Raw genomic sequence first — 25,760 nt, 5'->3', positions numbered from 1 at the left:
CCCGTGCCGCCTCGCCCGTCCAGGTCGTGGAGCCACCCGCGCCTGCCCGTCGCCCGTCGATCGCCTGCCGGCCACGGCATCCGCCAGGCGAATATATGGACGAATAGCTAGAATTGGGGCATGGCAGACCGGCCCGTCGTGCCCATCGCGCCCGAACTCGTACTCGAAACCGAGACGGGCTCCACGGTGATGACTCCCAGCCGCGACTACCACGTGGGCCGCGACCCCCTGAGCGACGTCTTCATCGACGACGCCCGGGTCTCCTGGCACCACGCGGTACTGCGCCCCGAGGCCGACCACTGGACGATCGAGGACGAGAACAGCACGAACGGCACGTTCGCCGACGGCCGGCGCGTCCATGAGTGGGGCGTCGGACCAGGCAGTGTCATCCGCTTCGGGAACCCCTCCGACGGCCCTAGGGCGGTACTCGTCGACCGGCCCCCGGAGCGCCCCTCCGCCCCCTCCCTGCCCGCGGCCACCGGCACCTTCCGGCAGCCGACCAGCGTGCGCCCGCTCCCCGTCCGCACCGTCCGCATCGGCCGCGGTGACGACAACGACCTGGTCATCGACGACCTGATCGTCTCGCGACGGCACGCGGAGCTGCGGGCGGGACCGGACGGGTCGTACGAGATCGTCGACCTCGGCAGCCACAACGGCACGTTCCTGAACGGCCAGCCTGTGGACCGTGCGTTGGTTACGCAGGGTGACATTGTGGGCATAGGTCACTCGGCTTTCTGTCTTGTCGGAGACCAGCTGCGGGAGTACGTCGACACCGGCGAGGTCTCCCTCGACGTGCAGGACCTCACGGTCTCCGTCGACCACGGCCGCAAGACGCTTCTGGACGAGGTGTCGTTTCCGGTCGGCGAGAAATGTCTGTTGGCCGTCGTGGGCCCGAGCGGGGCCGGAAAGTCCACTCTGCTGAACGCCCTGACCGGCCTGCGCCCCGCCGACCTCGGCACGGTCCTGTACGACGGCCGCGACCTCTACCGCGACTACGCCGAACTGCGCCAGCGCATCGGCCTCGTCCCGCAGGACGACATCCTGCACGCGCAGCTCACCGTGCGAAAAGCCCTCACCTACGCCGCCGAACTGCGATTCCCGCAGGACACCGCGAAGGCGGAGCGCCGGGCCCGGGTCGACGAGGTGATCGGCGAACTGGGCCTGGAACAGCGCGCCGACCAGGCCATCCACAGCCTCTCCGGCGGCCAGCGCAAGCGGGTCAGCGTGGCCCTGGAACTGCTGACCAAGCCGTCCCTGCTCTTCCTCGACGAACCTACCTCCGGCCTCGACCCCGGCATGGACCGCTCCGTCATGCACATGCTTCGCGGCCTCGCAGACGACGGCCGTACGGTCATCGTGGTCACCCACAGCGTGCTCAGCCTCGACGTCTGCGACCGGCTCCTGGTGCTCGCGCCCGGCGGGAAGGTCGCCTACTACGGACCGCCCGAGGACGCCCTCGCGTTCTTCGGCTACGAGCAGTGGCCCGAGGCCTTCGAGGACTTCGAGCGGGACCACGACCGGGACTGGGCGGGGGACTACCGGACGTCGGCCTTCCACCGGCAGTACATCGACAACTCCGTCTCCCAGCCGTCCCAGGCGCAGCCCGTCCCGCCCGCCGCCGTCGGACCACCGCCCAAGCCGCAGAGCTGGGGTGCTCAGCTCAGCACCCTGGTCCGCCGCTATGTGGCCGCCCTCAGCGCCGACCGGACCTTCCTCGTCATCATGATCGCGCTGCCGTTCGTGATGGGCGCGATGGCCCGTGCACTGGCCGGCAGCAGGCTGACGCAGGAGACGGCGATGAACGCGTTGCTCATCCTGTGTGTCGGCGGGGTCCTGACGGGCGCGGCCAACGCCGTGCGCGAACTGGTGAAGGAACGCGTCATCTACCAGCGCGAACGGGCCGTCGGCCTGTCCAGATCGGCGTACCTGATGTCCAAGGTCGTGGTGCTCGGCACGATCACCGTGCTCCAGGCCGTGGTGCTGACCCTCGTCGGTCTGTTCGGCGTCGATCTCGGCTCGCCCGGCGGCGAGGGCGTCCTCATGCCGCCGCTCGTCGAGATCACCCTGGCCGTCGCGCTGCTCGCCTTCACCGCAATGATGCTCGGCCTCGTCGTCTCCGCGCTGGTCCGCAAGGAGGAGGTCACGATGCCGCTGCTGGTGCTGCTGGCCATCGTCCAGGTGGTCTTCTGCGGCGCGCTGCTGAAACTGAACGGCGTCCCCGGCATCGAGCAGCTGTCCTGGCTGGTGCCCTCCCGCTGGGCGCTGGGCGCGATGGCCTCCACCATCGGGCTGGCCCGGATCGTCCCCGGGGAGCTGACCGGCGACCCGCTGTTCCGGCACGAGGCCGGCGTCTGGCTGATCAACATGGGCATGCTGGTCGTGCTCTCGGTCGTCTTCGGGTACCTCGTGATCCGCCTGCTGCGGCGGCGTGAACCCGCTGTCATGCGGAAGTAGGCGCGATGACGACACCCGAGTTCCGCCCCACCCACGTGGTCCCCCGGGACGGCCTGCCCGCCTGGGAGACCGCCGACGTCTCCCGGCCCACGGTGGCGCTCGACGCGCTGCTGCCGGTCCAGCTGGCCGAAAGGGCCGGGGACTGGGGCCGCGCCGTGTGCGCCAACGGCTGGTCGGCCTGGGTCGACGCCCGCCTGCTCGTCGCCGTACCGCAGACACCGCCCGCGGCGAGCAGTCCGCTCACCCGCACAGCCGACCCCCGGCCGCTCCTCGCCCGCGTGGAGGAGGCGCTCTCCCGCTACCGGAGCGCCGCCGAGGATCTCGCGGCCGGGCGGCTCGACGGACCGTCCTTCCACGGCCGTACGCAGGGGCAGCGGATCGGGGTCGTCGTCGACGGCGATTCCCTCTGGCTGTACGACGGCGAGCACGAGCGGTGGGTGTACTGCGACGGGACGCGGCTGAGCACCATCGCCACCGACCGGGGCCCGGCGGCGACGGCCACCCGGGAGCCGGTACGGGAGGAGGCCCCGGTGGGCCGCGAACCCACGCGGGTGGTGACGTACGAGGAAGGCGGCCGGCGTGACTGAGGCCTGCGGGGGACTGGACGACCGGAGTGAGGGCTCATGGACGACGACGGCGGGCGCCACGACACCAGTCTCTTCTCCGGGCGCCCGTCCGACCTGATCGGCCGGCGGATCGCCGGCTACCGCATCGAGCGGGAGATCGGCCGCGGCGGGATGGCCGTCGTCTACCGTGCCAAGGACCTGCGGCTCGACCGGACCGTCGCCCTCAAACTGCTCGCGCCGGAACTGGCCCGCAACGACACCTTCCGCGGCCGTTTCACCCATGAGTCGCGGGTGGCCGCCGCCATCGACCACCCGAACATCGTGCCGGTCTTCGAGGCCGGCGAGACGGACGGCGTCCTCTACATCGCCATGCGGTACGTCGCCGGGCGCGACCTGCGTCATCTCCTCGACCGCGAGGGCCCGTTGCCGGTCAAGGTGGCCGCCAGGATCGCCGTCCAGGTCGCCTCCGCGCTCGACGCGGCCCACGACCACGGGCTGGTGCACCGGGACGTGAAACCCGGCAACATCCTGGTCGCCCAGGGCACCGACAGCGACCACCCCGAGCACGTGTACCTCACGGACTTCGGCCTGACGAAGAAGTCGCTGTCGCTGACCGGGTTCACGAGCGTCGGCCAGTTCGTCGGCACCCTCGACTACGTGGCCCCCGAGCAGATCTCGGGCAAGCCGGTCGACGGCCGCTGCGACGTCTACAGCCTCGCCTGCGTCGTCTACGAGACGATGGCGGGGCGCCCGCCCTTCCAACGCGACGACGACATGGCGCTGTTGTGGGCCCACCAGTACGACGAACCGCCGCCGCTGACCGAGAAACGGCCCGACATCGCCGCCCCCGTCGACGCCGTCCTCGCGAAGGCCCTGGCGAAGAGCCCCGACGGCCGGTACGACTCCTGCCTCGCGTTCGTCGCGGCGCTGCGGGTCGCCGCGACCGGAGCGACGGCCGCCGGGCACGCGCCGACCCAGGTGGACGGACGGGCCCTCGGCGCCCCCGAGTTCGGCCCGCCCCCACAGCCGCCGGTCTGGGCCCGGCCGGTGTTCCCGGCCCGATGAGCACCGATACGGCATGCGGTGGGGCAAACCCCCCTGCGCACAGGCCGGTTGGCAGGATGTGACCGCGGAGGAGGGTCGGCGAAGCTCGTCCGTATGACGAAGACCAAGCGAAACGCCGCCCTGCTCGCCGCCTCCGCCTTCGTACTGAGTCTCACCGCACCGCTCAGCGCGTCGGCATCGACCGCCGGTGCGGCCGCGCCGCTCGACTGGGCGAAGTGCGAGGGGAGCGGGCTCGATCCCCGGCAACAGTGCGCGACCGTCGAGGTACCGCTCGACCACGCCGACCCCGGCGGCCCCAAGATCGGCATCGCCGTGTCCCGGATCCCCAGCGAGAACCCGCGGGCCCGGCGCGGTGCCCTGCTGCTGATCCCCGGCGGGCCCGGCGGGTCCAGCCTCAACAACCCCTCGGGCAAAGGCCAGAAGCTGCCTCAGGAAGTACGCGACGCCTACGACCTGATCGGGTTCGACCCCCGCGGCGTCGGCCGCTCCGCCCCCGTCACCTGCGGCCTCGACCACGCCGACCTCGCCACCTCCGAACTGCGTCCCTGGCCCGCCCCCGACGGATCGATCACCAAGAACCTGACCACCGCACAGCGACTGTCGGATGCCTGCGCGCGCAACGGCGGCGAACTGATCCGGCACCTCAGCACCGCCGACAACGCCCGCGACATCGACCGCGTCCGAGCGGCACTCGGCGAACGGAGACTCTCCGCCTGGGGTGTCTCGTACGGGACGTATGTCGGCGCCGTCTACAGCCAGTTGTTCCCGCGGCGCACCGACCGCCTCGTGCTGGACAGCAACGACGACCCCGACCACACCCGGGTCGCCCGCGCCTGGCTCGCCGGCCACGAGCAGGGCGTCGAGGACACCTTCCCCGAGTTCGCCAAGTGGGCCTCCGCGCCCGGCAATCCGGACCGGCTGGCCGACACGGCGCGAGAGGTACGGCCGCTCTTCCTGGACCTCGCCGCGAAGCTGGACCGCGAACCGATCCCCTGGCCCGGTGCCAACCCGCAGGAGCTGAACGGCAACGTGCTGCGCCAGACCATGCTGGACAGCCTCTACGCGCCCAGCCGCTTCCCGGGCCTGGCCCAACTGATCCTCGCCGCGCGCCGGGGCACCGTACCCCCGGCCCCCGCCGGGCCGCCGGATCCGGTCCTCCAGAACGTCACCGCGGTCGGCGCCTGGACCCTCTGCAACGACGTCGCCTGGCCCAGGTCCGCCGCCGTGTACGAGGAGGGAGTCGCCCGGAGCCGGGCGAAGTACCCGCTGACCGCGGGCATGCCCAGGAACGCGATGGTCTGCGCCGCCTGGCCGTTCCCGCCGAAGGAGCCCCCGGTACGCATCACCGACCGCGGCCCCTCCAACATTCTGCTCATCCAGAACGAACGCGATGTGGCCACTCCGCTCAGCGGCGCCCTCAAGCTCCGGCACGCCCTGGGCGGGCGCGCCACCATGGTCACCGTGAACTCCACCGGCCACGACGCCTATCTCGCCAACGGCAACGAGTGCGGCGACCGGACCGTCTCGCACTACCTGGCCACGGGGGAGCGGCCGGCCCGCGACACCTACTGCGGCTAGCCGGCCCGGACCCCGGGTTCCTCGGTGCCGACCCGGCCCCGCCGGTGGACGCGCTTGGCCAGCAGACCGCCGAGGAACCCGGTGACCAGCCCCCACAGCACGGCGAACCCGAGCGCCGTCCACAGTTCGGGCCGCAGGAAGAGCTCACCGCTCAGGCCGTCGCCGAGGTCGCCGATGCCGAGGATCGACAGGCCGTAGTTCGCGGAGATCCGGCCCACGAGGCAGATCATGAGGACGGTCAGCGTGAGCGCGACCGCCATGTGCACGGCGTGCTGCCACAGCCGCATCCGGGCGGGCGAGCGGGCGGCCATCAGGAACGCGGCCGCCAGAAGCAGCACCGCGTCGACGACCAGCAGCCACCACACCCTGCCGTCGTGCTCGGCGAGGGTGCGCAGGTTGAGCGTGGAGATGTCCGGCGTGCGCAGCACCTCGTCGAGGAGATCCGGCATCGGCAGCCCGAAGGGCCCGTCGACCCGCCCGGTCCAGGTGGCGCCGAGCCCCAGCGTGAGGGCGAGCCAGACGAGGTTCGGCAGACCCAGGAGGATCACGGCGAACGTCTCGGTGGCGTGCCCGCGCGTCACCGCCGTCACCAGGGCGATGACGACACCCAGGACGACGTAGGCGAGCAGCAGCGCGACCATGGCGTACGCGGCCGGACGCACCGACTCCTGGAAGCGCAGCAGCCGGGGCGGCAGCGGGGCCGCGCGGGAGACCAGCAGGGCGAGGACGAGGACGCCCGCGAGCCACAGCACGCCGAAGACGAGCGTCGGCGGCATGTCGGTCCTGAAACCGACCTCGGGTGTGGCGCCGAAGAGATCGCCGAGGTCACCGATCGTTCCGTCGCCGAGGGAGACGCGGAAGTCCTGCCGGGCGAGCAGCGCGACGCCGATGAGCGCGAGCAGCCACAGCAGGGCGACGCGGCCGGCCCATCCGGCCAGTTCGGTGGTTCCGGCGACGGCCCGGTGGCGCAGTGGGCGCAGGAATCCGGCGGCGAACACCAGCGCGCCGGCGAGGGTGACGGACAGGGGGATCACCGTCAGGCCCGCCTGTGTGCCGGCGATCGCTCCGGCGTCGCCCGAGAGCTCGATGGTGCCGCCCACGGCCGTGACGACGGTGGCCGCGACCACCCGCCAGAACGCGTTGTCGGGCAGGTCGGCCGCACCGGCCGCCCACAGTCCGAGCGCGGCCACCACTGCCATGACGATCAGACCTGCCAGCACGGTCAGGAGGGCCTGGAGCCAGCCGTGGCGGGCGGCCGTCCGGCCACCGGAGCGGACAACTGCCTGGTCGGACGGGGTTCTGGTGCTCACGCTGTCACGCTAAGCAGCGCCGACGCGGTCCGCCCGCCGGGAGGGGCCGACCGCGTCGGCTTGCGAAGGGTGCGGGACCGGAGCACACAATGGGCTCGTTGTGTATGAAAGCCATACAAAGCGTGAGAAGTGCCGCGGGATTCCTACACCGGGAAGAAGAGCTCGTGAGCGTCGAACCGCCGTCCTCAGGCCGCCCCACCGGCCCGCCCTCCGGCCCCTTGTCGGGCCCGTCCCAGCCGGGCCCCTCCGAACCGAGTCCGACCCGGCCGAGCGGCCAGGTGCCCTCCGGGCCGCCGAGCGGGACGGGCGGCAGCAGCACGGGTGGTGGCACGGGCGGTCCCTCCGGGCCCCACGGACCCGGCGGATCCTCCGAGGCGGGCGGACCCTCCGAGCCCGGCGGCCCGGACAGGCAGGGCAAGGGCCCCGACCGGCCCTGGTGGAGATCGGCACCGCGCGTCGCGCTGCTCACCGGCGTCGTGGTGGCCGCCGTCGTCCTCGGCCTGGTCTTCACCCGCGGCGACGGCGACAGCGAGACCTCCGCGAGCGGGGGAGAGGTCTTCCTCCAGGCCGCGGGCAAGTCGGGACCCGACCCGTTCACGGACTCGACGGCGAACGACAGTTCCACCCCGTCCGATGAAACCCCCACGTCCGCGCCGTCGGAATCCGCCAACGTGACGCGCGGCGTGGACGGTTCGGCCCCCGGCCTCTACGGCGGCACCCGCAACGTCTCCAGCTGTGACGTGGAGAAGCAGATCAGGTTCCTCCAGGAGGATCCGGCGAAGAACACCGCGTTCGCCTCGGTCGTGGGCCTGCGGACCTCGCAGATCCCCGGCTATCTGCGCGCGCTCACCCCGGTACAGCTGGGCTACGACACCCGGGTCACCAATCACGGCTACCGCGACGGGGCCGCCACCAGCTACCAGGCCGTCCTCCAGGCGGGCACCGCCGTTCTCGTCGACGACCACGGCCTGCCCCGGGTCCGCTGCGCCTGCGGCAACCCGCTGGGGGAGCCGGTCCCGCTGAAGACCACCCCCAAGCAGACCGGCGACTCGTGGCCGTCGTACCGCTCGCAGAACGTCGTGGTGGTGGCGCCCTCGACGACGGTCATCAACGTGTTCGTCATCTTCGACCCCGACAGCGACGAGTGGATCGCCCGGCACAAGGGCGACACCGGCGACCGCGACGAGAAGACCGAGCCGCCCGAGCGCCTGCCGTTCCCGTCGGAGAGCGACTCGTCCTCGGCGCCGGACTCCCGGTCGTCGTGCGTCTCCGCGCCGCCCGGTACGACGCCGAGCGGCTCGCCCGACCTGTGCGCGAGGTCGTCGCCGTCCTCCTCGACACCCTCGGCACCCTCCTCGTCGTCATCGGCGCCGTCCTCTTCGCCGCCGGAGTCCGAGTCGGACTCGCCGCCCCCGTCCTCGGAGCCTCCGACGACACCGTCGGACTCGTCCTCGTCCGCCGCACCCGACGACGCGTCCTCCGCGGCGACGACCGAGACGACGACCGGTTCGCTGGTGACCGAGGCCGCGGCCATCCCGGGACTGTGAAGGCAGGTCGACCGCTTCGGTGAGCGGCTGGAGTGTTCCGCCGACCGTGTATACGGCGAATACGGTGGCGGATCTCTCGCCCGCGCCGGATGCTCATGGGCATGGCCGACATCGCGGAGTCAGAGCCCGGTAACGACCAGCCGGAACGGAACTTCGGGTGGCGGGACAGATTCGTGCGTCCCCAGGACGACCCACGGTCCGACCAGGGGTTCGTGGGGGAGCGGCCCACGCTCGTCGGGCATTTGCGGGACCAGCGGCTCACCCTGGAGCTGAAGTGCGCCGGGCTCGACGCGGAGGAGATGGCCCGGCGGACGGCCGAGCCGTCGAACCTGTCGCTGCTCGGACTGGTGCGGCATCTGGCCGGGGTCGAACAGTACTGGTTCCGCCAGGTGATGGCCGGACAGGACGTACCCCGGCACTACCGCACCGACGACGATCCGGACGGCGACTTCGACGGCGCGACGGGCAACCCCGAGGCCGTCGCCGAGGCCTGGGACACCTGGCGTGCCGAGGTCTCCTTCGCCGAGCGCTTCGTGGCGGGCGCCCCGCATCTCGCGATCAGCGGCACGGACGGCGACGAACCCGTCGAGCTCCGTTGGGTCCTGGTGCACATGATCGAGGAGTACGCCAGGCACAACGGCCACGCGGATTTCCTGCGCGAACGGATCGACGGACGGGTGGGACAGTAGCGCGCGCCGACGGGGACAGCAGCGCGCGCCGACGGGGGACCGGCGGCGCGCGATTCCCCCGAGAGCGGAACGCGGGGGCCTTCCCATGCGGCTCAGCGCTTCTAGGCTGAGGAGGTGAGCAACCGAGCGCCGAACGAAGCCCGCGTCATCCCCCTGCGCCCGCCGGCGACGCCGGCCCCGGCCCAGACACCGGCCTCAGCCCCGGCGCGTGTGCCGCAGCGGGCCCGGCCGGTCCTCGCGCCCCGCCAGTCGCCGCCGGCCCCAGCGCACCGGGAGCCGCTCTGGCGCGACCTGGTGGGTGACGTACTGCGGCGCGAGCGGCTCGCCCAGGAGCGCACGCTCAAGGACGTGGCCGACGCGGCCCGGATCTCCATGCCGTACCTCTCGGAGCTGGAGCGCGGCCGCAAGGAGGCTTCCTCCGAAGTCCTCGCGGCCGCCGCCCGTGCCCTCGGCCTGGGCCTCGGGGACCTGCTCTCGCTCGCCCAGGACGAGCTCACGCGCCTCGCCCAGGTCGGGCCCGGACGGAGCCGCGCCGGCACCCCTTCGAGGTACGACGGCATGTGCCTCGCCGCCTGACCGGCCCGCGGTGGCCGCTCGCCCCCGGGGTCAGACCACCGCGAACCGCCGGCTCAGCACCTCGTCCGCGAGCCCGTACGCCACGGCCTCCCGCGCCGTGAAGATCTTGTCGCGGTCCATGTCCGCGCGCAGCGTCGTGGCCTCATGACCCGTGTGCCGGGAGAGGACCTCCTCGACCTGCGAGCGGATGCGGAGCATCTCCTTCGCCTGGAGGGTGAGGTCGGAGACCGTGCCCTGCCGTCCGCCGCTCGCCGGCTGCCCGAGCAGCACGCGCGCGTGCTCCAGCACGAAGCGCCGCCCGGGATCGCCGCCGGCGAGCAGCACCGCCGCCGTGGACGCCGCCTGCCCGACACAGAACGTCGAGATGGGCGCCTGGACGAACGTCATCGTGTCGTAGATCGCCATGAGTGAAGTGAACGATCCCCCGGGCGAGTTGATGTAGATCGCGATCTCGTTCTCCGGGCTCGACGACTCCAGGTGGAGGAGCTGCGCGATGACGACGTTGGCGACCCCGTCGTCGATCTCCGTACCGAGGAAGATGATCCGCTCGGACAGCAGCCGGCTGAAGACGTCGTACGAGCGCTCGCCCTGCGGGGTCCGCTCGACGACGTTCGGAATCGTGTAACTGCCCATGTCAGAGTCCCATCCGTCGTCGTGACGCGGCCGGCCGGACGTCGTCGAGCGACTCCACGACCCGGTCGACCATGCCGTAGTCCTTCGCCTGCTCGGCCGTGAACCAACGGTCGCGGTCGCCGTCGCGGGAGATCGTCTCCTGGCTCTGGCCGGTGTGCTCCGCGGTGATCCGCTCGATGGCCTGCTTCGTGAACTCCAGGTTCCGCGCCTGGATCTCGATGTCCGCGGTGGTTCCGCCGATACCGGCCGAGGGCTGGTGCATCATGATCCGCGCGTTCGGCAGCGCGAAGCGTTTGCCGGGCGAGCCGACGCTCAGCAGGAACTGCCCCATGCTGGCCGCGAACCCCATGGCGAGCGTGGACACGTCGTTCGGGATCAGCCGCATCGTGTCGTAGATCGCCAGGCCCGCGGTCACCGATCCGCCCGGACTGTTGATGTAGAGACTGATGTCGGTCCGCGAGTCCTCCGCGGACAGCAGCAGCAGTTGGGCGCAGACCCGGTTCGCGGAGACCTCGTCGACCTGCGTGCCGAGCAGGACGATCCGCTGCGCGAGCAACTGCGCGGCCAGATGGTCGTCGAAGCGGGTCGCCGGCGTCTCGCCCTCCTCCGCCCGCGCTGCGCGGCCCGGCTCCCAGCCGGTCATGAGTGGAGTCATCGTTCCTCCTCGTCGTGGCGCGGCTCTCGTCGCCGCGATCCCCACTCTCCGACCCGGAACGCCAGGAGACCGCACATCTCGGCCGACAGCAGATTCGCCAGGGGCAGACAGCGACGGTGAGCCGCACCCGGGGCCGGTCAGCCCGGGGCCTGTCGGCCTGAGGTCTGTCAGCCCGTAGCCGACAGACGCTCCGCGGCCGTCAGTGCCTCCAGTGCGCTTGCCTGGGTCCGCCAGTCCGAGGGGTTGGTGCCGGTGCCGGACCAGCGCTGGCCGAGGCGGTTGAGCGGGTCGCGGTCGGCGGTCCAGATCGAGTCGGCCTGCCGTGCGACGTACGCCCGGTAGGCGGTCGAGCCGGTGGCGGACGCCAGGTCGGCGAAGTGCCGCATGAAGATGCCCTTGAACTGCTTCTGGTTGTCGTCGCAGGACGCCGTTCCGAGGTCGCAGGACTCGGTCAGCACGCCGTCACGGGTCAGTGCGGGTGAGGAGATCGCGGCGTCGGCCAGGCGTTTCGCCGTGTCCAGGTACCGGCCGCTGCCGGTGGACCGCCACAGTTCGGTGAAGGCGCCGATGGCGAGTCCCTGGTTGTAACTCCACACCGTCTGGCCGTTGTTGGCGCATCCGGAGGTGAGGCCGTCGTTGACCAGCCCCGAGGAGTTGATCAGGCCGCGGGCGAGGTACCAGTCGGCCGCCGTGGTCGCCCGTGCGCCCCACACGGTGTCCCCGGCGATCCGCTGGTGCAACGACGTGGTGAGCCACAGGTACAGGCCGTTGGTCACGGCGTTCTTGTACGTGCGCTCCCGGTCCCACCACACACCGCCGCCGCAGGTTCCGGTGTCCCAGTACTGGTGCACGTACTCGGTGATGGTGACGGCCTCGTCCAGGTAGCGCCGCTGCCCGGTGTGGTCGTACGCCGCAAGCCAGGCCACCGCCCACCACTCCGCGTCGTCGATGGCGCGGCTGATGAAGTGGCCCTCGACGGGATCCGAACCGCGCGCTCCGGCGGGGAAGACACCGCGGTTCTGCTCGAAGGTGCGGGTGATCGCCCAGTCGTAGTCGTGCCGCCCGCTCTGCCGGGCGAAGTCGACGATCGAGGTGAGCGCGACGGCCGAGTTCCACCAACTGCTGCGCCACCAGCCCTCGTCGGTCCGGTACGACGCCATCAGCGCGTCCGCCGCGGCGCGCGCCCGGGTCGGTGCGGGCCTGGCCCAGGCCGTGCAACTGCCCTCCTGGTGCGCGGCCTCACGGCCGCACGCGCGGACCGCCCCGCCGTACAGCAGCCCACGCGGGTCCCGGGTGACGGACATCGGGGTCCTGGCCGAGGCCGACCCGGCGGACACGCTCGTACGGCCGAGGGAGGAGCCCTCGGGGTGACTCGCGCCGCCGTCCCAGGAGCGGTCCAGCCAGATCTCGTCGCCCGCGCCGCCGCCCGTGACGGCACCCCAGGCCGTGCCGCCCCGCTGGTCCACGTGCAGGCTGATGGTGCGCCCGAAGAGGGTGGTCGGCGGTACGGGTGTCTCGTCGCCCGCCGCGGTAGCGGGGTCGGCGCCGTCGCAGGACGTGCCGTCGCACACCCGCGGGTACACCCAGTCGGTGCAGGTCACCGCGGCGGCGTCGCCACAGGCGCGGATCCAGCCGCGCCGGTGCCCGACCGGATCGCCGATGTTGTGCATGAGGGTGCGGGTGCCGGTCCACGAGCCGGGGACGGTCGCCCTGCCGAGCAGGCCCTCCCAGGTGGCGCCGCGGTCCCAGGACCGGTCCAGCCAGACCGCGTCACCGGCCACGCCGTTGTCGATGCTCGCCCAGGCCATGTTGTCCGGGTCGGAGACGTGCAGCCGCAGGATCCTGCCGTTGATGTTCCTGTCCGGCACCGGGAACGCGTCCTGCTGGGCCTTCGAGGGGTCGAGGCCGTCGCAGGCCAGCGCGCAGACCGGCGTCGCGGCACGGGCGGGGCCGGGGAGGGCGACGAGGCCGGTCAGTGCCAGGAACAGGGCCAGGAGTCCGCCGAGGAGGGGGTGGGTGCGTGCCGACATGACGTGCCGCCTCTCTGCAGGGCCGTGCGAGGAGGGGAGGGGCGGCCGCCCGTGGAGGACGGCCGCCGTGACGGGTCGCTGCCGCGCCGGGTGGGCGCGGTCAGGGAGCCCAGGGTGCCGAGATCGCCCACGTGGTGTCCGGCACGAAGCCGGCCGGGTTGTCCCAGGTGTGCGTGCCGCCCTGCTGGGCCAGCCAGGCTTCGGCGTTGATGTGCCTCAGGTACTGGCGGGGGTAGGCCGCGGCCGACAGCCGGATGCCTCCGCTGCCCTGCACCGGGCACCAGGTCGCGTCGTCCCGGTAGACCGCGGTGTTGTCGTTCGCGTCGCGCCTGACCCGGAAGTCGCGGTGACGCAGATACTCGCCGGGGTAGTTGCGGGACTCGAAGGAGTAGCAGAGCCGGTTGGCGAGACCCGGCTTCACCTTCCAGGTGGCGTCCGCCTTCAGCAGGGCCGAACTGGCGGAGTTCACCACCTCGGTGGTGGCCAGCCCGTCGACGTGCCGCAGGTAGCGGTCGGTGTAGCTCGGCGTGGTGACCCTGATCGAGACGTACTGCTCCGGAGTCAGCCTGACCGGCGGGGCGACCGTGCGGGACGCCGCGATGAGCGCCTGGTTGGCGGCGCGGACGCGCGCCTCGTCGACCTTGACGACCTGACGGTCGTAGGTGAGCAGGCCGTTGGCCTCGTTCTCCACGTCGGTGATCTGGGTGTAGACCGCCGCCGACAGGCCGCCCGCGGGCATGGAGTTCTCCCGCATGCCGTCGAGCAGTCCGACGGTACGGTCGTTGAGGGCGGACAGCGTCGGCTGGTCCTCGTAGCTGAACCCGCCGCCCGGGTACCACTCGTGGCCGGAGACGCGGAAGCCCAGGCCTCCGTACTCACCGAGCACGGAGGCTCGTACGGACTCCGTCGGGGTGTTCCCGGGACCGACGTAGTTGTGGTTGTCGACCACGTCGCCGTTGCCGCCGTCCTGGGAGCCGCAGCAGTTGACGCCGCTCATGTTGTTGACGAGCCGCGAGGGGTCGTACGCCTTGACCATGTCCGCGATGCGGGCCTGGTCGTACTGGCCCCAGCCCTCGTTCTGGTCGACCCACATGATCAGTGAGGGTGAGCTGCGGTGCTGGTCGATGATGGCACGGTACTCGTTCTCCCACTGGGTGCGGGCGGCGCCGGACGGGCTCTTGCCGGTGTCCATGGAGGGCATGTCCTGCCACACCAGGAGTCCCAGCCGGTCCGCCCAGTAGAACCAGCGCTGCGGCTCGACCTTGATGTGCTTGCGGACCATGTTGAAGCCGAGGTCCTTGTGCTTCTGCAGGTCGAACCGGAGGGCGGCGTCGGTGGGGGCGGTGTAGATGCCGTCGGGCCAGTACCCCTGGTCCAGGGTGCCGGTCTGGAACACGAACGAGCCGTTGAGCACCGGCCGTCGTACGCCGCCCACGTCCTGCACCGAGACGGACCGCATACCCGCGTACGAGCCGACCCTGTCGGCGCCCGCGCTGCCGGTGAGCTCGGCCGTCACGTCGTACAGGAACGGGTCCTCCGGTGTCCACAGGCGGGCGCCCGGCACCGGCACGGTGATCTGCTGGCCCCCGGTGCCCGTCGCGGTGCCGACCTGCGTGCCGCCGCTGGAGACGTTGACCCTGACGCTCGCGCCGTCGGCTCCGCGCACCGTCACCCGCAGGGTGTTGTCCTGGAGGTTCGGAACCATGTCGAGCCGGGTGATGTGCGCGGCGGCGGTCGGCTCCAGCCAGACGGTCTGCCAGATGCCGGACGAGGCGGTGTAGAAGATGCTGTTCCCGGCGTGCGGGGTGACGTCCTGGATGCGCTGCTTGCCGACTCCCTGACCGCCGGTCTGCGTGGGGTCGTGGGCGGAGATGACGATGGTGTTGGTGCCGCCGTTCAGCAGCGGGGTGATGTCGTACGAGAACGCGTCGTAGCCTCCGCGGTGGACGGCGCCGGCCGCCTGTCCGTTGACCCAGACCGTGGTCTCCCAGTCGGAGGCACCGAAGTTGAGCTGGACGCGGCGACCGTTCCAGCCCGCGGGCACCGTGAAGGTGCGCTTGTACCAGAGCTTGTCGTTCTCGGTGATCCTGCGCTGAATGCCGGAGAGCGAGGACTCCGGCGCGAACGGCACCCGGATCTGTTCGCCGAACGTCGCGGGCTGCCCGGCGTCGCGGGAGGTCACGGCGAAGTCCCAGATGCCGTTGAGGTTGGCCCAGTCGGGCCGGGTGAGCTGTGGCCGCGGGTACTCCGGCAGCGGGCTGTCGACCGGGACCTGGTTGGTCCACGGGGTCGTCATCGGCGCGGGCTTGGGGGTCCAGGCGGCCGCGGCGGCGTCGGCGGGAGGTGCGCCGAAGGCCAGGAGGCCGGTGACGGCGAGTGCGAGCGAGGCGGCGGCCGTGGTGACACGCCGCCAGGTCTCTCTCGCCCGCGCGCGTCGGGCGGCGGGGTCGGGGAACAGGATCGACATGGGGATCGCTCCAGGGTTTCGGCGGCGCACGCGGGAACGTGCGCCATGGGCGGACAACGTTGTCGTGGTGCGGTGAACTCCTCTGTCAGGAGGCGGCGTTGAGCAGATCGAGTGCGCTGTGCTGTCGCGCCGCGTCCACCGTGTCGACCGGGCCCGACCAGCGCAGTCCGTACTGGTCGAGGGAGTTGCGGTCGCTCGCGTGGGCACGGTTCGCCTGGCGGTTCAGGTAGGCGGTGTAGGGATGGTCCGCCAGCGCGGCGTTGAGCTTGCCGAGACCGCGCACGTGCGCGCCCTTGAACGACGGTCCGTCGCCGCCGCAGTCGCCGCTCTCGCAGGGGTCGCGCAGGATGCCCTCGGCGGTGTGGAGCGAGGACGTGGTGGTCGCCGCGTCGGCGATCTGCCGTGCGCGGGTCAGCAGCGCGCTGTCGCCGGTCGCCCGGTTCAGTTCGGTGAGAGCGCCGAGCAGGACGCCCTGGTTGTACGACCAGACCGCCTGGCCGTTGTTGCGGCAGGTGGACAGGTCGACGCCGTCGTTGACCAGGTTCGAGCCGTTGACCATGCCGGTGCCCTGGAACCAGGACCAGCCGGCGCGGGCCCGGTTGAGATACGTCGTGTCGCCCGCGACGCGGTTGTGCAGGGCGGCGCTGAGCTGGATGTAGAGCGAGTTGGCGATGGCGTTCTTGTACGTCCTCGCGGTGCTCCACCACACCCCGCCGCCACAGGTGTTGTCCCAGTAAGCGGCCATGTGGTCGGCGTCGGCGCGGGCGGTGTCGAGGTAGCGGCTGTCACCGGTCAGGTCGTACGCGGCGATCCAGGCGAGCCCCCACCAGCCGGTGTCGTCGATGTACTCGTTGCGGAACTGCCCGTCGCGCGCGTTCAGGTTCAGGTCGTAGGTGCGGGAGATCGCGTACGAGTAACTGGCCATGCCCGACACCCGGATGTTGTCGACGAGGGCGTTGAGGGCGTTGGCGGAGTTCCACCAGCCGGTGGTGTCGAACAGGCCGGTGGCGTAGTTGTAGGAGGTCATCAGGCCGGTGGCCGCCGCAGTGCGCCGGTCGCCCGCGTTCCAGGTGGTGCGGGCCCAGGGGGTGCACGCGATCTCGGTGCGGTCCCCGGCCTTGCCGCAGGCGCGCAGGGCGCCGACACCGTGCCCGCTCCAGTTGTCGACGTTGTACATGAGCGTGCGCCAGTCGCGTCGGCCCGCCGGGATCGCGGTGTTGCCGAGTCTGCTGTCCGAACCCCAGGTGCGGCCGCCGTCGAAGGAACGGTCGAGCCACACCTCGTCGCCCGGACTGCCGTTGCCGATGGACGCCCAGCCCATCGCGTCGGAGTCGTCGAAGTGGAGAGCGACCGACCGTCCGTGGACGGACGCCGTGACCGCGGTCCGGTCGGCAGGGGCGAGGGCCGGATCACGGGCGTCGCAGTACTTGTTGCAGACGGTCGCCGCCGCGCCGGTGCCGAGAGCGGACGCCGACTGCGGGACGAGGGCCGCGAGCAGCGCCAGGGCGAGCACCGTGGCCGGCCGTGCGAGTAAGCGGAATCTTGGCAGGGGAGTCATGGGGCCTCCCTTTCAGGGGGATGCCTCCGTGCCCTGTCGTGGGCCGTTGTCCGTCGTCGAGGGGAGGACGCCGGTGAAGCGGAGGGTCGGAGGCGGCTTCGGACAGGGATGAGAGCGCTCTCGGAAGGTAGTGACGAGCAGGCGGGGCGTCAACGGGTCTGACGTACAGGGGAGTTGAACAACCGCACACGGTAAGTTTCCTTGTGCGTATCGGGCGTACCCGCCCCCGGGCTCGGGCGCCGCTCATCCGTGGCCCACACACGAATGCTTCGCAGTCGAACAAGGTTGCGTGACAAGGGGGTTGCGCGTGGCGGAGTGAACCGTCGCACTCCGCGACCCGTTTCCAGTCGTAACGACCGTCGGACCCCTCCGTGTTGACATGCAAGACGGGGAACCGCTGTGCGACGTGCAACCCCGAGAGGAAAACGTGTCATCAACCGACGGCAGTGAGAATTACTCCGTAGATGTCCTCAACCAGTTGGCGGCGCGGGGAGATCACGAGGCGATCGTCCACGGCGAGCGGAGGATCAGCGGGTCCCGGGTGCGTGAGACGGTGTTGCGCTTCGCCGCAGCCCTGCGACGGGCCGGGGTCGGGCCGGGCACCGGGGTGGCCCTGTTCACGGTCAACACACCCGAGACGGTGATGCTCAAGCTCGCGGTCCACTTCCTCGGGGGACGGCTGGTGTTCGTTCCCCCCGAGCCCGGCACGCGGGAGTTGGAGGCGTACGTGCGCCGGGCGGATGTCGAAGTGCTCGTCTTCGACCCGGTCTTCGAGGAGCGAACCGAAAGTCTGCTGAGGGAGGCACCGCTTCGCGAGGTCTTCGCCCTGGGCCCGTCCACCGTCGCCGCCGACTGGCTGTCGGTGAGCGCGAACGCGACCCCGCTCGGCATCGAGGACGCCGCGGACGGCCGCCTCCTGGCCACCATGCTCTCCACCGGCGCCACCACGGGCCCACCGAAACTGGTGATCCACGGCCCCGGCTACTACGAGAACGTCGTCGCCGTCTCGAAGGCGGTCGCCGACACGGAGTCGGCCGACCCCCGGCTGCTGCTGTGCACCTCGCTGACCCACTCCAGCGGCCACCACGCCGCGCTGCACGCCCTGCTCTCGCGACAGCCTCTCGTCCTGACGGAAGGCTCCGACGTGGGGGAGACGCTGTCCCTGATGGGCGAGCAGAAGATCACCGGGATGATGGTGACTCCCGCGACGCTGTACGAGATGCTCGACCACCCCGACAGCCACGGCGGTTTTCCCGAGCTCCGGACGATCTACTACGTCGGCGCGGGCGCGGCGCCCGACCGCCTCCGCGCGGCGATGGACCGCTTCTCGTGCCGGCTGTGGCAGTTCTACGCCTCGACCGAGTGCGGCGTGATCGCGCAACTGCTGCCGCACGAACACGAGCCGGGCAGGCCGGAGCTCCTGGCCAGCTGCGGCCGTCCCGCGCCCGGCGTGGCCGTCGAAGTGCGCGACGAGTACGGCGACGTGGTCCGCACGGGGCAGATCGGTGAGGTGCACGTCCGCGGCTCCATGGTGATGCGCGAGTACTGGCGCGAGCCGGAGCGGACCGCCGAGGCACTCAGGGACGGGTGGCTGCGCACGGGTGACCTGGCCTACCGGGACCACGACGGCTACCTGTACCTGGTGGACCGGGTGAAGGACGTCATCGTGACGGGCCGCACCGCCGACTGCGTCTACTCCCGACTCCTCGACGACCTCCTCATCTCCCTGCCCACCGTCAGGGACGCAGCGGCCCTCGGCGTGCCCGCCCCCGAGTTCGGCGAGTCCGTACACGTGGTGGTCGTTCCGTACGACGAGTCGGACCTCGACACGGACGAGCTGACCCGCCAGGTGGTCGACGCCCTCGGTTCGCATTACGCCCCCGGGTCCTACTCGGTGGCCGCCTCCCTGCCCCACACGGCCTCGGGAAAGGTGGACAAGGAGGCACTCCGGGCGTCCCTCCCCCCTCGTCCCGAGTAGCCCCGCGCCGTCCTCCCGTCCGAGGACGGCGCCCCGGTCGTCGTACGGTCCTGGGCGCGGACGTCGAAGGAGACCCCGCGCCCGCCAGGCCACCGATGAGTTTCCGGGCGAGGATCAGTCAATCGACTGACGACGTTTCCCGCCCCAGGAGGTACTCATGCCCGCCGACGGTTTCACCACCTGTCTGTGGTTCGACGGTCAGGCCGAGGAGGCCGCGCACTACTACGTCTCGGTCTTCAAGAACTCCGAGTTCGGCCGGATCAGCCGCTACACGCAGGCGGGGCCCGGTCCCGCCGACTCCGTGCTGACCGTGGAGTTCGTGGCCAACGGCCAGAGGTTCGTCGCTCTGAACGGCGGCCCGCAGTTCAAGTTCGACGAGGCCATCTCCTTCCAGATCGACTGCGCGGACCAGGACGAGGTGGACTTCCACTGGAACAAGCTGGCCGAGGGCGGCGAGACCGGCCCGTGCGGCTGGCTCAAGGACAGGTTCGGCCTCTCCTGGCAGGTCGTCCCGGTGCGGCTCACCGACATGATCATGGACCTGGACCCCGAGAAGGCTGCCCGCGCGACCCAGGCGATGCTCAAGATGGGCAAGCTCGACATCGCGGCCCTGGAGAAGGCGTACGCGGGCGAGTAGCGGGCCGGCGACCCCCGCACGGTTCCGCACAGCGCCCGGCCAGACGGTTCCGCACGGTGCCCGGCCCGCCTCGCCTTCCGGGGGCAGGGCGAGCCGGCCCGAGGATCAGGCGAGCTGACCGCTGTGCAGAGCCGTGTACGCGCCGCCCCGTCGCAACAACTCCTCGTGCGTGCCGATCTCCTGGATCATCCCGTCCCCCATCACGACGATGCGGTCCGCGCCACGGACGGTGGACAGCCGGTGCGCCACCACGAACGTGGTGCGGCCACGCAGCAGCCGGGCCAGCGCCTGCTGGACGAGAGCCTCCGAGCGGGTGTCCAGGGCGGAGGTCGCCTCGTCCAGGATGAGCACCCGGGGATCGCGGATCAGCGCCCGCGCGATCGCGAGTCGCTGCCGCTGTCCTCCGGAGAGCCGCGCCCCGTGCTCGCCCACCACGGTGTCGAGCCCCTGCGGCAGCCGGTCCACGAACTCCAGCGCGTTGGCGTCGCGCAACGCCTCCCGCACGGCCGCGTCCCCGGCGTCGTCCATGCCGTACGCGACGTTCTCCCGGACCGTGCCGTCGAAGAGGATCGACTCCTGCGGCACGACGGAGACGAAACGCCGGTAGGTACGCAGGTCCAGCGTGGCCATGTCCGTGCCGTCGAGCAGCAGCCGGCCCGACGTCGGGCGGATGAAGCCGATCACGAGATTGAGCACAGTGGACTTCCCGGCCCCCGACGCGCCGACCAGGGCGACGGTCTCGCCGGGGGAGACGGCCAGGTCGAAGTCCCGTACGGCGGACCGGTTCTCGTCGTACGCGTGCCCCACCCCCTCGAAGGTGACGGCACCGCGCACCGACGTCACCTCCGACTTCCCCTCGTTGTCCTCCAGTTCGGGTGCCTGGAGGACCTCGCCGATGGACCGCACGGACTCCAGGCCCTTCGTGATCACCGGTGCCAGCGCGGCCAGCGTCGTCGTGGAGTTGGTGAGCGTCGTCAGGAACGCGCTGAGCATGACGACGTCGCCGGGCGTGACACCCCAGTACCCGTAGTACGACACCAGCGCCGCGCCGGTGAGGAAGAGCACGCCGACGACGTTCAGGAACACCCAGGCCAGCGAGGCGAACCGCCCGTTGAGGAGGTCAAGGCGCAGCCCCGAGCTGAGCACCTGCCGCAGGGTGCCGTCCATGCGGCGCAGCGCCTTGCCCTCAAGACCGTGCGCCCGGGTGACGGAGATGAGCCGGGTCATCTCCGTCACCCGCGTGGACAGATGCTCGACCTCGTGCCGGAAGTCCTCGTTCTGCGAACGCAGTCGGGTCCGCAGCCGCGCCACGAGCAGCGCGGCGACCGGGACGACGCAGAGGAAGACGGGCAGGAACTCCGGTGTGCGGACGGCGATGATGACCAGACCGCCGGTCAGCACGGTGAGTGCGCCGAGCCCGTTCTCGGCGGTCTGCTGCACTCCCTGCTCGACGGTCTCCACATCCCGGATGACCTTGGCCTGGAGGACGCCCGCGCTGACCCGCGAGTGGTAGCCGATGGACAGTTGTTGCATCCGCGTGCAGAGGGCCGACCGCAGATCGGTGCCCATGCGGCGCACGCTGCCGTAGAGCAGGCGCACGTAGAGCAGGTGCAGGGGGATGTTGACCAGCAGGATGAACAGGATGGCCCCGGCGCTCAGCCACACCCGGCCGACCGGTTGACGCTGGACGACGGTGTCGATGATGGACGCGGTGATCAAAGGCAGCAGCCACACCGGACTGTGCTTGACCGTGAAGACGAGGAACGCCACGGCGAGCCGCCGTCGGTCGGCCCTGAACAGGTAGACGAGGGTGCGTATCGGGTGCTCGCCCCGGTAGCGATGGTCGAGCGGTCTTTCGGACGACGCCATCGGCGCGGGTCCTCCTCGGTGGCCGAGTGATGGGCAGGCGCTTACTTCCCATCCCGTGGTCGACTACACCCGGCAGGCGGCGCGGTGCCGGGCGAGCGGGGACCGTCAGCCGGTCTGCCCGGCGATCACCCGGGTGATCTCACGGGTGAGGCGCAGGATCCCGGGCGAGCGGACCGGGCACGGCTTCGGCGTGGACGTGGTGGGCGCCAGGCAGAAGTGCAGGTAGTCGTCGTCGCGGTGCAGCGTGGTGCGGTCGCGGTCCGGCTGGGTGCAGTAGGCCGGATGCTCGTGCTCGTACGCCGTGCACGGCAGGTACTGGACCCATGTGTCGCGGGCCGACGCCGGGCTCACGGTCCGGCCGGCGTCGGCGACCAACTCGGCGGTGGCTCCCGCCCGTTCCTCGTACAGCGCGTTGACGGCGCGTACCGCTCGGGGGTGATCGGGTCGGGGCCTTGGAGCACCCACACGATGCGGGGCGTCCGCGCGCCGCCCGCGTCCGCGATCTGCCCGGCCAGCCGCTTCATGTCGGCCTCGTACCGCGCGAAGTAGGTCTTCCTCGCCCCGTCGTACGTGATGCCGTCCATGCACGGCGTGTAGCCCCAGGAGTTGCCCCAGAACTGGAGCACCACGAAGTCCGGTCGCAGCGAGCGCACCAGGGCGGCGGCCTTGTCCGCGGGCGGCACGAGTGAGTCCTCCGCGGTGCCCTCCAGGTAGTCGCACGGAGTGGTGCCCGAGTACGGGGCGCTCGTGTTTCGCGCGTCCAGCCGGTCGCGCAGCAGATCGCCGAGCACGTCCTGGTTCTCCATCGCGAGCGAGTCCCCGAGGTAGAGCACCGTGGGTGGTTTCGCGGGGGAGTTCGCGGACTTCACCGGGCCGGTGCCGGTGCCGGTGCCGGTGCCGGTGGCGTCCGGCGAGGTGGCGGGGCGCAGGCGTGTCGTCGGGGTGGGTGTCGCCGAGGTCTCCGGCGTCGCGCGGGCGGGCGGTGGCGCCGCGGGGTCCGACTCCGGATCGCCGCAGGCGCCGAGCAGCAGCCCGGCCAGCAGCGCACCGACGATCCACCGTCCGCGCATACGGCAACCCCCGCCCCGCCCATCGAAAGGATCCCCAGGCAAACACAGCCCGACGCCCGGCGGAAGACACCACTTGGTCACAACTCACGTTACTGACAAGCAAGTTGAGAGCGGAGTAGGCGCGGCACTCAGCTCTCGGCGGCTCCCGGGAGAAGCTCCAGCAGTTCCGTGAGCGGCAGCGGCTTCGCCATGTGCGCGTCGAACCCGGCCGCCCGGGACTCGCCGCGGTCGGAGCCCCGGCTGAACCCGGAGACCGCGATGAGACGCACCTTGTCGCCGTGCGGCCGGGAGCGCACCGCGCGGGCGACCGCGTAGCCGTCGATGTCCGGCAGGCCGAGATCGCACAGGACGACGTCGAAGAGCCCGGCCTCGGTGGCCAGCAGCGCGTCCCCACCGGTGTGCACGACCGTGACGTGGTGCCCCTGCCGCTCCAGCAGGGCGCGGTAGGTGTTGGCCAGGTCCGTGTTGTCCTCGACGATCAGGATGGCCAGTTGCCGCGGCGCGACGCGGGCCGGCGCCGAAGGACGTGGTTCCGGGGTTTCCGGGCGGGCGAGGGGGAGCAGCGCGTCGAACGACGCGCCGGTTCCCGGGCCGTCGCTGTACGCGGTGATCCGGCCGCCGTGGAGTTCGACGATCGTCCGGACGACCGAGAGCCCGAGCCCGAGACCCTCCGGGGTGTTGGGACCCGCGGGAGCCGCCCGCATGAAGACGCCGAACAGTTCCTCGGACTGGGCCGGTGCGAAGCCGATCCCGTCGTCCTCGACGGTGAGCCGCGCCCGCCCGTCCGAGGTCGACAGCCGCACCCGCGTACTGCCTCCCGGGAGGGTGTACTTGAGCGCGTTGGACAGCAGGTTGGTCAGTACCTGGGCCAGGCGCAGCCGGTCTCCGTCGACGGGCACCGGGTCGTCGGGCAGCTCGACGTCGAGCGTGCGGTTCTCGTGGCCGAACAGTCCACGCATGTCCGCGCAGGCACTGTGGACGACCGAGCGGAGATCCGTCCGTCCGCGCACCAGCTCCATGCGGCCGGTCACCGCGCGCGTTCCGTCGAGGAGGTCGTTGCTCATCCGTACCAGCGTGGCGAGTTGCCGTTCCAAGACCGACAACGCCGGGTTGCCGTCCGGTAGATCGAGCGCCAGCAGCTCGGCCGCCGCCGTGGCGGCGGCCAGCGGATTGCGCAGCTCGTGCGAGAGGGTCGCGATGAACCGGTCCTTGGCCCGCTGCTCCTCCCGCAGGGTCGCTCCCGTCGCGTCGAGATCGGTGTTTGCGCGGCTGAGCTGCTCGTTCACCTCGCGGATCTCCCGGGCGCGCACGAAGAGGTCGATCTCCATGCCCTGGGCGCGCGTCCGGGCGTCGGCGGCGGCCCGTTCCTGCTCCTGCCCGGCCTTGCGCAACCGCACGAAGTCCGTCACGTCCTCGACCCGGTGGATGATGTGCGTGACCCGCCCGTCGCCGTCCAGCACCGGCGTGTTCACGGGACTCCAGTACCGCTCGACGAACTCGCCCGCCTCGCCGGTGGGGATGTCGTAGCGCTGGAGCGCCATGGTGTCCGTACGTCCGGTGGCCACCACCGTGCGCAGCGAGCGCCGCAGGTTCGCGACGCCGTCGGCGGACGGGTCGCCCGGGTTGTCGGGGAACACGTCGAAGATGACGCGCCCGACGATGCTCCGCCCGGTGCGAGTGGCCGTCAGATAGGCGCGGTTGACCTCCACGATCGTGAAGTCGGGCGCCAGCACGAGCAACGGGGAGAGCGTCGCGTCGAACAGCAGCCGGAAGTCGGGCGTGGCGTGCGGGGTGCTCGCGTCCATGGCCGCCCTCAGGGGTCGAGTCGGTAGCCGAAGCCGCGCACCGTGGTGATACGCGGAGCGGCGGTGGGCAGGCCGGCGAGTCTGCCGCGCAGCCGGTAGACGTGCTCGACGACGGTCGCCGGATGCTGCCAGGACGCTCCCCAGATCTGCTCCAGGAGCTGTTCGGCGGAGAAGACCCGGCCGGGGGAGCGGGCCAGCAGCTCCAGCAGGGCGTACTCCTTGGGCCGCAGCGCCAGCGGCACGCCCGCGATGTCGGCGCGCCGGGCCGCCGTGTCGACGCGCAGCGGCCCGACCTCCAGGACCGTCGGCGCCTCGGGCGGCTGCGAACGGCGCAGCACGGCCCGGATGCGGGCCACCAGTTCCCGCTGGGAGAAGGGTTTGACCAGGTAGTCGTCGGCGCCGATCTCCAGCCCCGCGACCCGGTCCGCCTCCTCTCCCCGCCCGGAGACGACGATCACCGGGAGACGGCTGGTGGAGCGGAGCGACCGCAGCAGTTCCAGGCCACTGCCGTCGGGCAGTCCCAGATCGAGGACGACCAGATCGACACCGCCGTCGTACATCACGGCCTTCCCGGCCCGCGCGTCGATGGCCCACGCCACGGTGAAGCCCTCGCGTGTCAGATACGTACGGCACATCAGTGCGAAGTCGGGATCGTCCTCGATCAGCGCGAGGTGCGGACGCATTCCCCACCACCCGGCCCCGCTGCCGCCCCCGCGTTGTGCCGCTGGTGAGCGGGCGTTGATGCCCCGACCATGTGGCGAAGGTAGAACAGGAACTGCCCACGGTTCAAGGGGGAGCCGCCCGGGGGGAGTGCCGGCGCGGGCTCGTGCGGTGCGGGGATCGTTCACCGCCGCACGGACCCGTGCCCGGCATGTCCGCCGCCGCTCGGCGCGGGCAGGGCGAGCGGCCCACGTACGGCACGAAGTGGACACCGGACGGCTCGGAACAGGGTGGCGGAACACCTCGGCCGCTTGGCGCGGGGCGTCCGCCGCGGGAGAGCGGTTTCGGACAGCGGAAAGCCGGAGGGGCGGACGCCGACGTCGTACGGGGGAAACCGCTCACGCCGGTCGATTCCGGCGGCCCGGCGCGCCCACGCCGGGTCCCGGCGACGGAAACGGGCGGCGAGCACCACGACGTCGTCCTCCGCCCGACGGGCGTCGAGGCGGACCAGGACGTCATCGAACAGTTCGCCGACGCCCGCCCCCGGGGGCAGCCGCAGCCCGGCCGGCCGCGCGAGTGAGGCGTCGACGTCCTCCCCGCGCCGCTCCACCGG

At 71.5% G+C, this 25,760-nt stretch carries 19 protein-coding genes and 1 pseudogene; 10 read left to right on the top strand and 10 right to left on the bottom strand.

Features of this window, described 5'->3' with window-relative positions:
• Window positions 1-120 precede the first annotated feature (120 nt).
• The 4 genes from ACIP79_RS36295 to ACIP79_RS36280 all read left to right on the top strand — a co-directional run bounded on the left by ACIP79_RS36295 (window position 121) and on the right by ACIP79_RS36280 (window position 5,663).
• On the top strand, window positions 121-2,454 hold the full coding sequence (locus tag ACIP79_RS36295) for an FHA domain-containing protein (RefSeq protein ID WP_401230602.1): 2,334 nt from the start codon (window positions 121-123) through the stop codon (window positions 2,452-2,454).
• Between the two features lie 5 nt (window positions 2,455-2,459).
• A complete protein-coding gene (locus ACIP79_RS36290) occupies window positions 2,460-3,041 on the top strand; it encodes a hypothetical protein (RefSeq protein ID WP_401230600.1) in 582 nt (193 codons plus the stop codon).
• A gap of 36 nt (window positions 3,042-3,077) precedes the next feature.
• Complete coding sequence (locus ACIP79_RS36285) at window positions 3,078-4,085, top strand: serine/threonine-protein kinase (RefSeq protein WP_401230597.1); 1,008 nt, start codon at window positions 3,078-3,080, stop codon at window positions 4,083-4,085.
• 93 nt (window positions 4,086-4,178) lie between these two features.
• On the top strand, window positions 4,179-5,663 hold the full coding sequence (locus tag ACIP79_RS36280; protein ID WP_401230595.1) for an alpha/beta hydrolase: 1,485 nt from the start codon (window positions 4,179-4,181) through the stop codon (window positions 5,661-5,663).
• On the opposite strand, the gene ACIP79_RS36275 is transcribed toward ACIP79_RS36280, so the two are convergent.
• Window positions 5,660-6,973 (bottom strand): streptophobe family protein, encoded by a 1,314-nt coding sequence (locus ACIP79_RS36275; RefSeq protein ID WP_401230592.1) that lies wholly within the window; start codon window positions 6,971-6,973, stop codon window positions 5,660-5,662. The genes ACIP79_RS36280 and ACIP79_RS36275 overlap by 4 nt on opposite strands.
• A gap of 164 nt (window positions 6,974-7,137) precedes the next feature.
• Here ACIP79_RS36275 and ACIP79_RS36270 point away from each other — a divergent pair, with 164 nt between their 5' ends.
• The 3 genes from ACIP79_RS36270 (at window position 7,138) to ACIP79_RS36260 (ending at window position 9,785) form a co-directional block, all read left to right on the top strand.
• Window positions 7,138-8,520, top strand: coding sequence for a DUF6777 domain-containing protein (locus ACIP79_RS36270; protein WP_401230590.1), 1,383 nt, complete (start codon window positions 7,138-7,140; stop codon window positions 8,518-8,520).
• A 101-nt stretch (window positions 8,521-8,621) separates the two neighbouring features.
• Window positions 8,622-9,209 carry a DinB family protein gene (locus ACIP79_RS36265; RefSeq protein WP_401230587.1) on the top strand — a complete coding sequence of 196 codons (588 nt, stop codon included), beginning with the start codon at window positions 8,622-8,624 and terminating at the stop codon, window positions 9,207-9,209.
• A 114-nt stretch (window positions 9,210-9,323) separates the two neighbouring features.
• Window positions 9,324-9,785: a helix-turn-helix domain-containing protein gene (locus ACIP79_RS36260; RefSeq protein WP_401230584.1), complete on the top strand. Its 462-nt coding sequence runs from the start codon at window positions 9,324-9,326 to the stop codon at window positions 9,783-9,785.
• Between the two features lie 30 nt (window positions 9,786-9,815).
• On the opposite strand, the gene ACIP79_RS36255 is transcribed toward ACIP79_RS36260, so the two are convergent.
• From ACIP79_RS36255 to ACIP79_RS36235, 5 genes are all read right to left on the bottom strand, one after another.
• Window positions 9,816-10,418, bottom strand: coding sequence for a ClpP family protease (locus tag ACIP79_RS36255; protein ID WP_401230581.1), 603 nt, complete (start codon window positions 10,416-10,418; stop codon window positions 9,816-9,818).
• Between the two features lies 1 nt (window position 10,419).
• Window positions 10,420-11,073 (bottom strand): ATP-dependent Clp protease proteolytic subunit, encoded by a 654-nt coding sequence (locus ACIP79_RS36250; RefSeq protein ID WP_401230578.1) that lies wholly within the window; start codon window positions 11,071-11,073, stop codon window positions 10,420-10,422.
• Between the two features lie 167 nt (window positions 11,074-11,240).
• Window positions 11,241-13,103 carry a glycoside hydrolase family 76 protein gene (locus tag ACIP79_RS36245; protein ID WP_401230576.1) on the bottom strand — a complete coding sequence of 621 codons (1,863 nt, stop codon included), beginning with the start codon at window positions 13,101-13,103 and terminating at the stop codon, window positions 11,241-11,243.
• 100 nt (window positions 13,104-13,203) lie between these two features.
• Complete coding sequence (locus ACIP79_RS36240; protein WP_401230573.1) at window positions 13,204-15,570, bottom strand: AbfB domain-containing protein; 2,367 nt, start codon at window positions 15,568-15,570, stop codon at window positions 13,204-13,206.
• A gap of 85 nt (window positions 15,571-15,655) precedes the next feature.
• The gene (locus ACIP79_RS36235; protein ID WP_401230570.1) at window positions 15,656-17,128 is read right to left on the bottom strand and encodes a glycoside hydrolase family 76 protein; all 1,473 of its coding nucleotides are present in this window, start codon (window positions 17,126-17,128) and stop codon (window positions 15,656-15,658) included.
• Between the two features lie 427 nt (window positions 17,129-17,555).
• On the opposite strand from ACIP79_RS36235, the gene ACIP79_RS36230 reads away from it, so the two are divergent.
• Together ACIP79_RS36230 and ACIP79_RS36225 are read left to right on the top strand one after the other, a co-directional pair.
• Complete coding sequence (locus ACIP79_RS36230) at window positions 17,556-19,106, top strand: AMP-binding protein (RefSeq protein WP_401230567.1); 1,551 nt, start codon at window positions 17,556-17,558, stop codon at window positions 19,104-19,106.
• Window positions 19,107-19,263: 157 nt separating this feature from the next.
• Window positions 19,264-19,743 carry a VOC family protein gene (locus tag ACIP79_RS36225; protein ID WP_401230564.1) on the top strand — a complete coding sequence of 160 codons (480 nt, stop codon included), beginning with the start codon at window positions 19,264-19,266 and terminating at the stop codon, window positions 19,741-19,743.
• 105 nt (window positions 19,744-19,848) lie between these two features.
• Here ACIP79_RS36225 and ACIP79_RS36220 read toward each other — a convergent pair whose 3' ends face one another.
• The 4 genes and pseudogenes from ACIP79_RS36220 to ACIP79_RS36205 form a co-directional block, all read right to left on the bottom strand.
• A complete protein-coding gene (locus tag ACIP79_RS36220; RefSeq protein WP_401230561.1) occupies window positions 19,849-21,612 on the bottom strand; it encodes an ABC transporter ATP-binding protein in 1,764 nt (587 codons plus the stop codon).
• 105 nt (window positions 21,613-21,717) lie between these two features.
• A pseudogene (locus ACIP79_RS36215) lies at window positions 21,718-22,682 on the bottom strand (SGNH/GDSL hydrolase family protein).
• Between the two features lie 128 nt (window positions 22,683-22,810).
• Window positions 22,811-24,487 carry an ATP-binding protein gene (locus tag ACIP79_RS36210; protein WP_401230559.1) on the bottom strand — a complete coding sequence of 559 codons (1,677 nt, stop codon included), beginning with the start codon at window positions 24,485-24,487 and terminating at the stop codon, window positions 22,811-22,813.
• Window positions 24,488-24,495: 8 nt separating this feature from the next.
• Window positions 24,496-25,170 carry a response regulator transcription factor gene (locus tag ACIP79_RS36205; RefSeq protein WP_401230556.1) on the bottom strand — a complete coding sequence of 225 codons (675 nt, stop codon included), beginning with the start codon at window positions 25,168-25,170 and terminating at the stop codon, window positions 24,496-24,498.
• A gap of 188 nt (window positions 25,171-25,358) precedes the next feature.
• On the opposite strand from ACIP79_RS36205, the gene ACIP79_RS36200 reads away from it, so the two are divergent.
• On the top strand, window positions 25,359-25,727 hold the full coding sequence (locus ACIP79_RS36200) for a hypothetical protein (RefSeq protein ID WP_401230555.1): 369 nt from the start codon (window positions 25,359-25,361) through the stop codon (window positions 25,725-25,727).
• Window positions 25,728-25,760: the final 33 nt, after the last annotated feature.

Origin of the sequence: Streptomyces sp. NPDC088747 (genome assembly GCF_044751025.1) — a bacterium.
Taxonomy (GTDB): domain Bacteria; phylum Actinomycetota; class Actinomycetes; order Streptomycetales; family Streptomycetaceae; genus Streptomyces.
The sequence above is the reverse complement of the archived record's forward strand: the minus strand, read 5'-3'. Positions and strand labels throughout refer to the sequence as shown.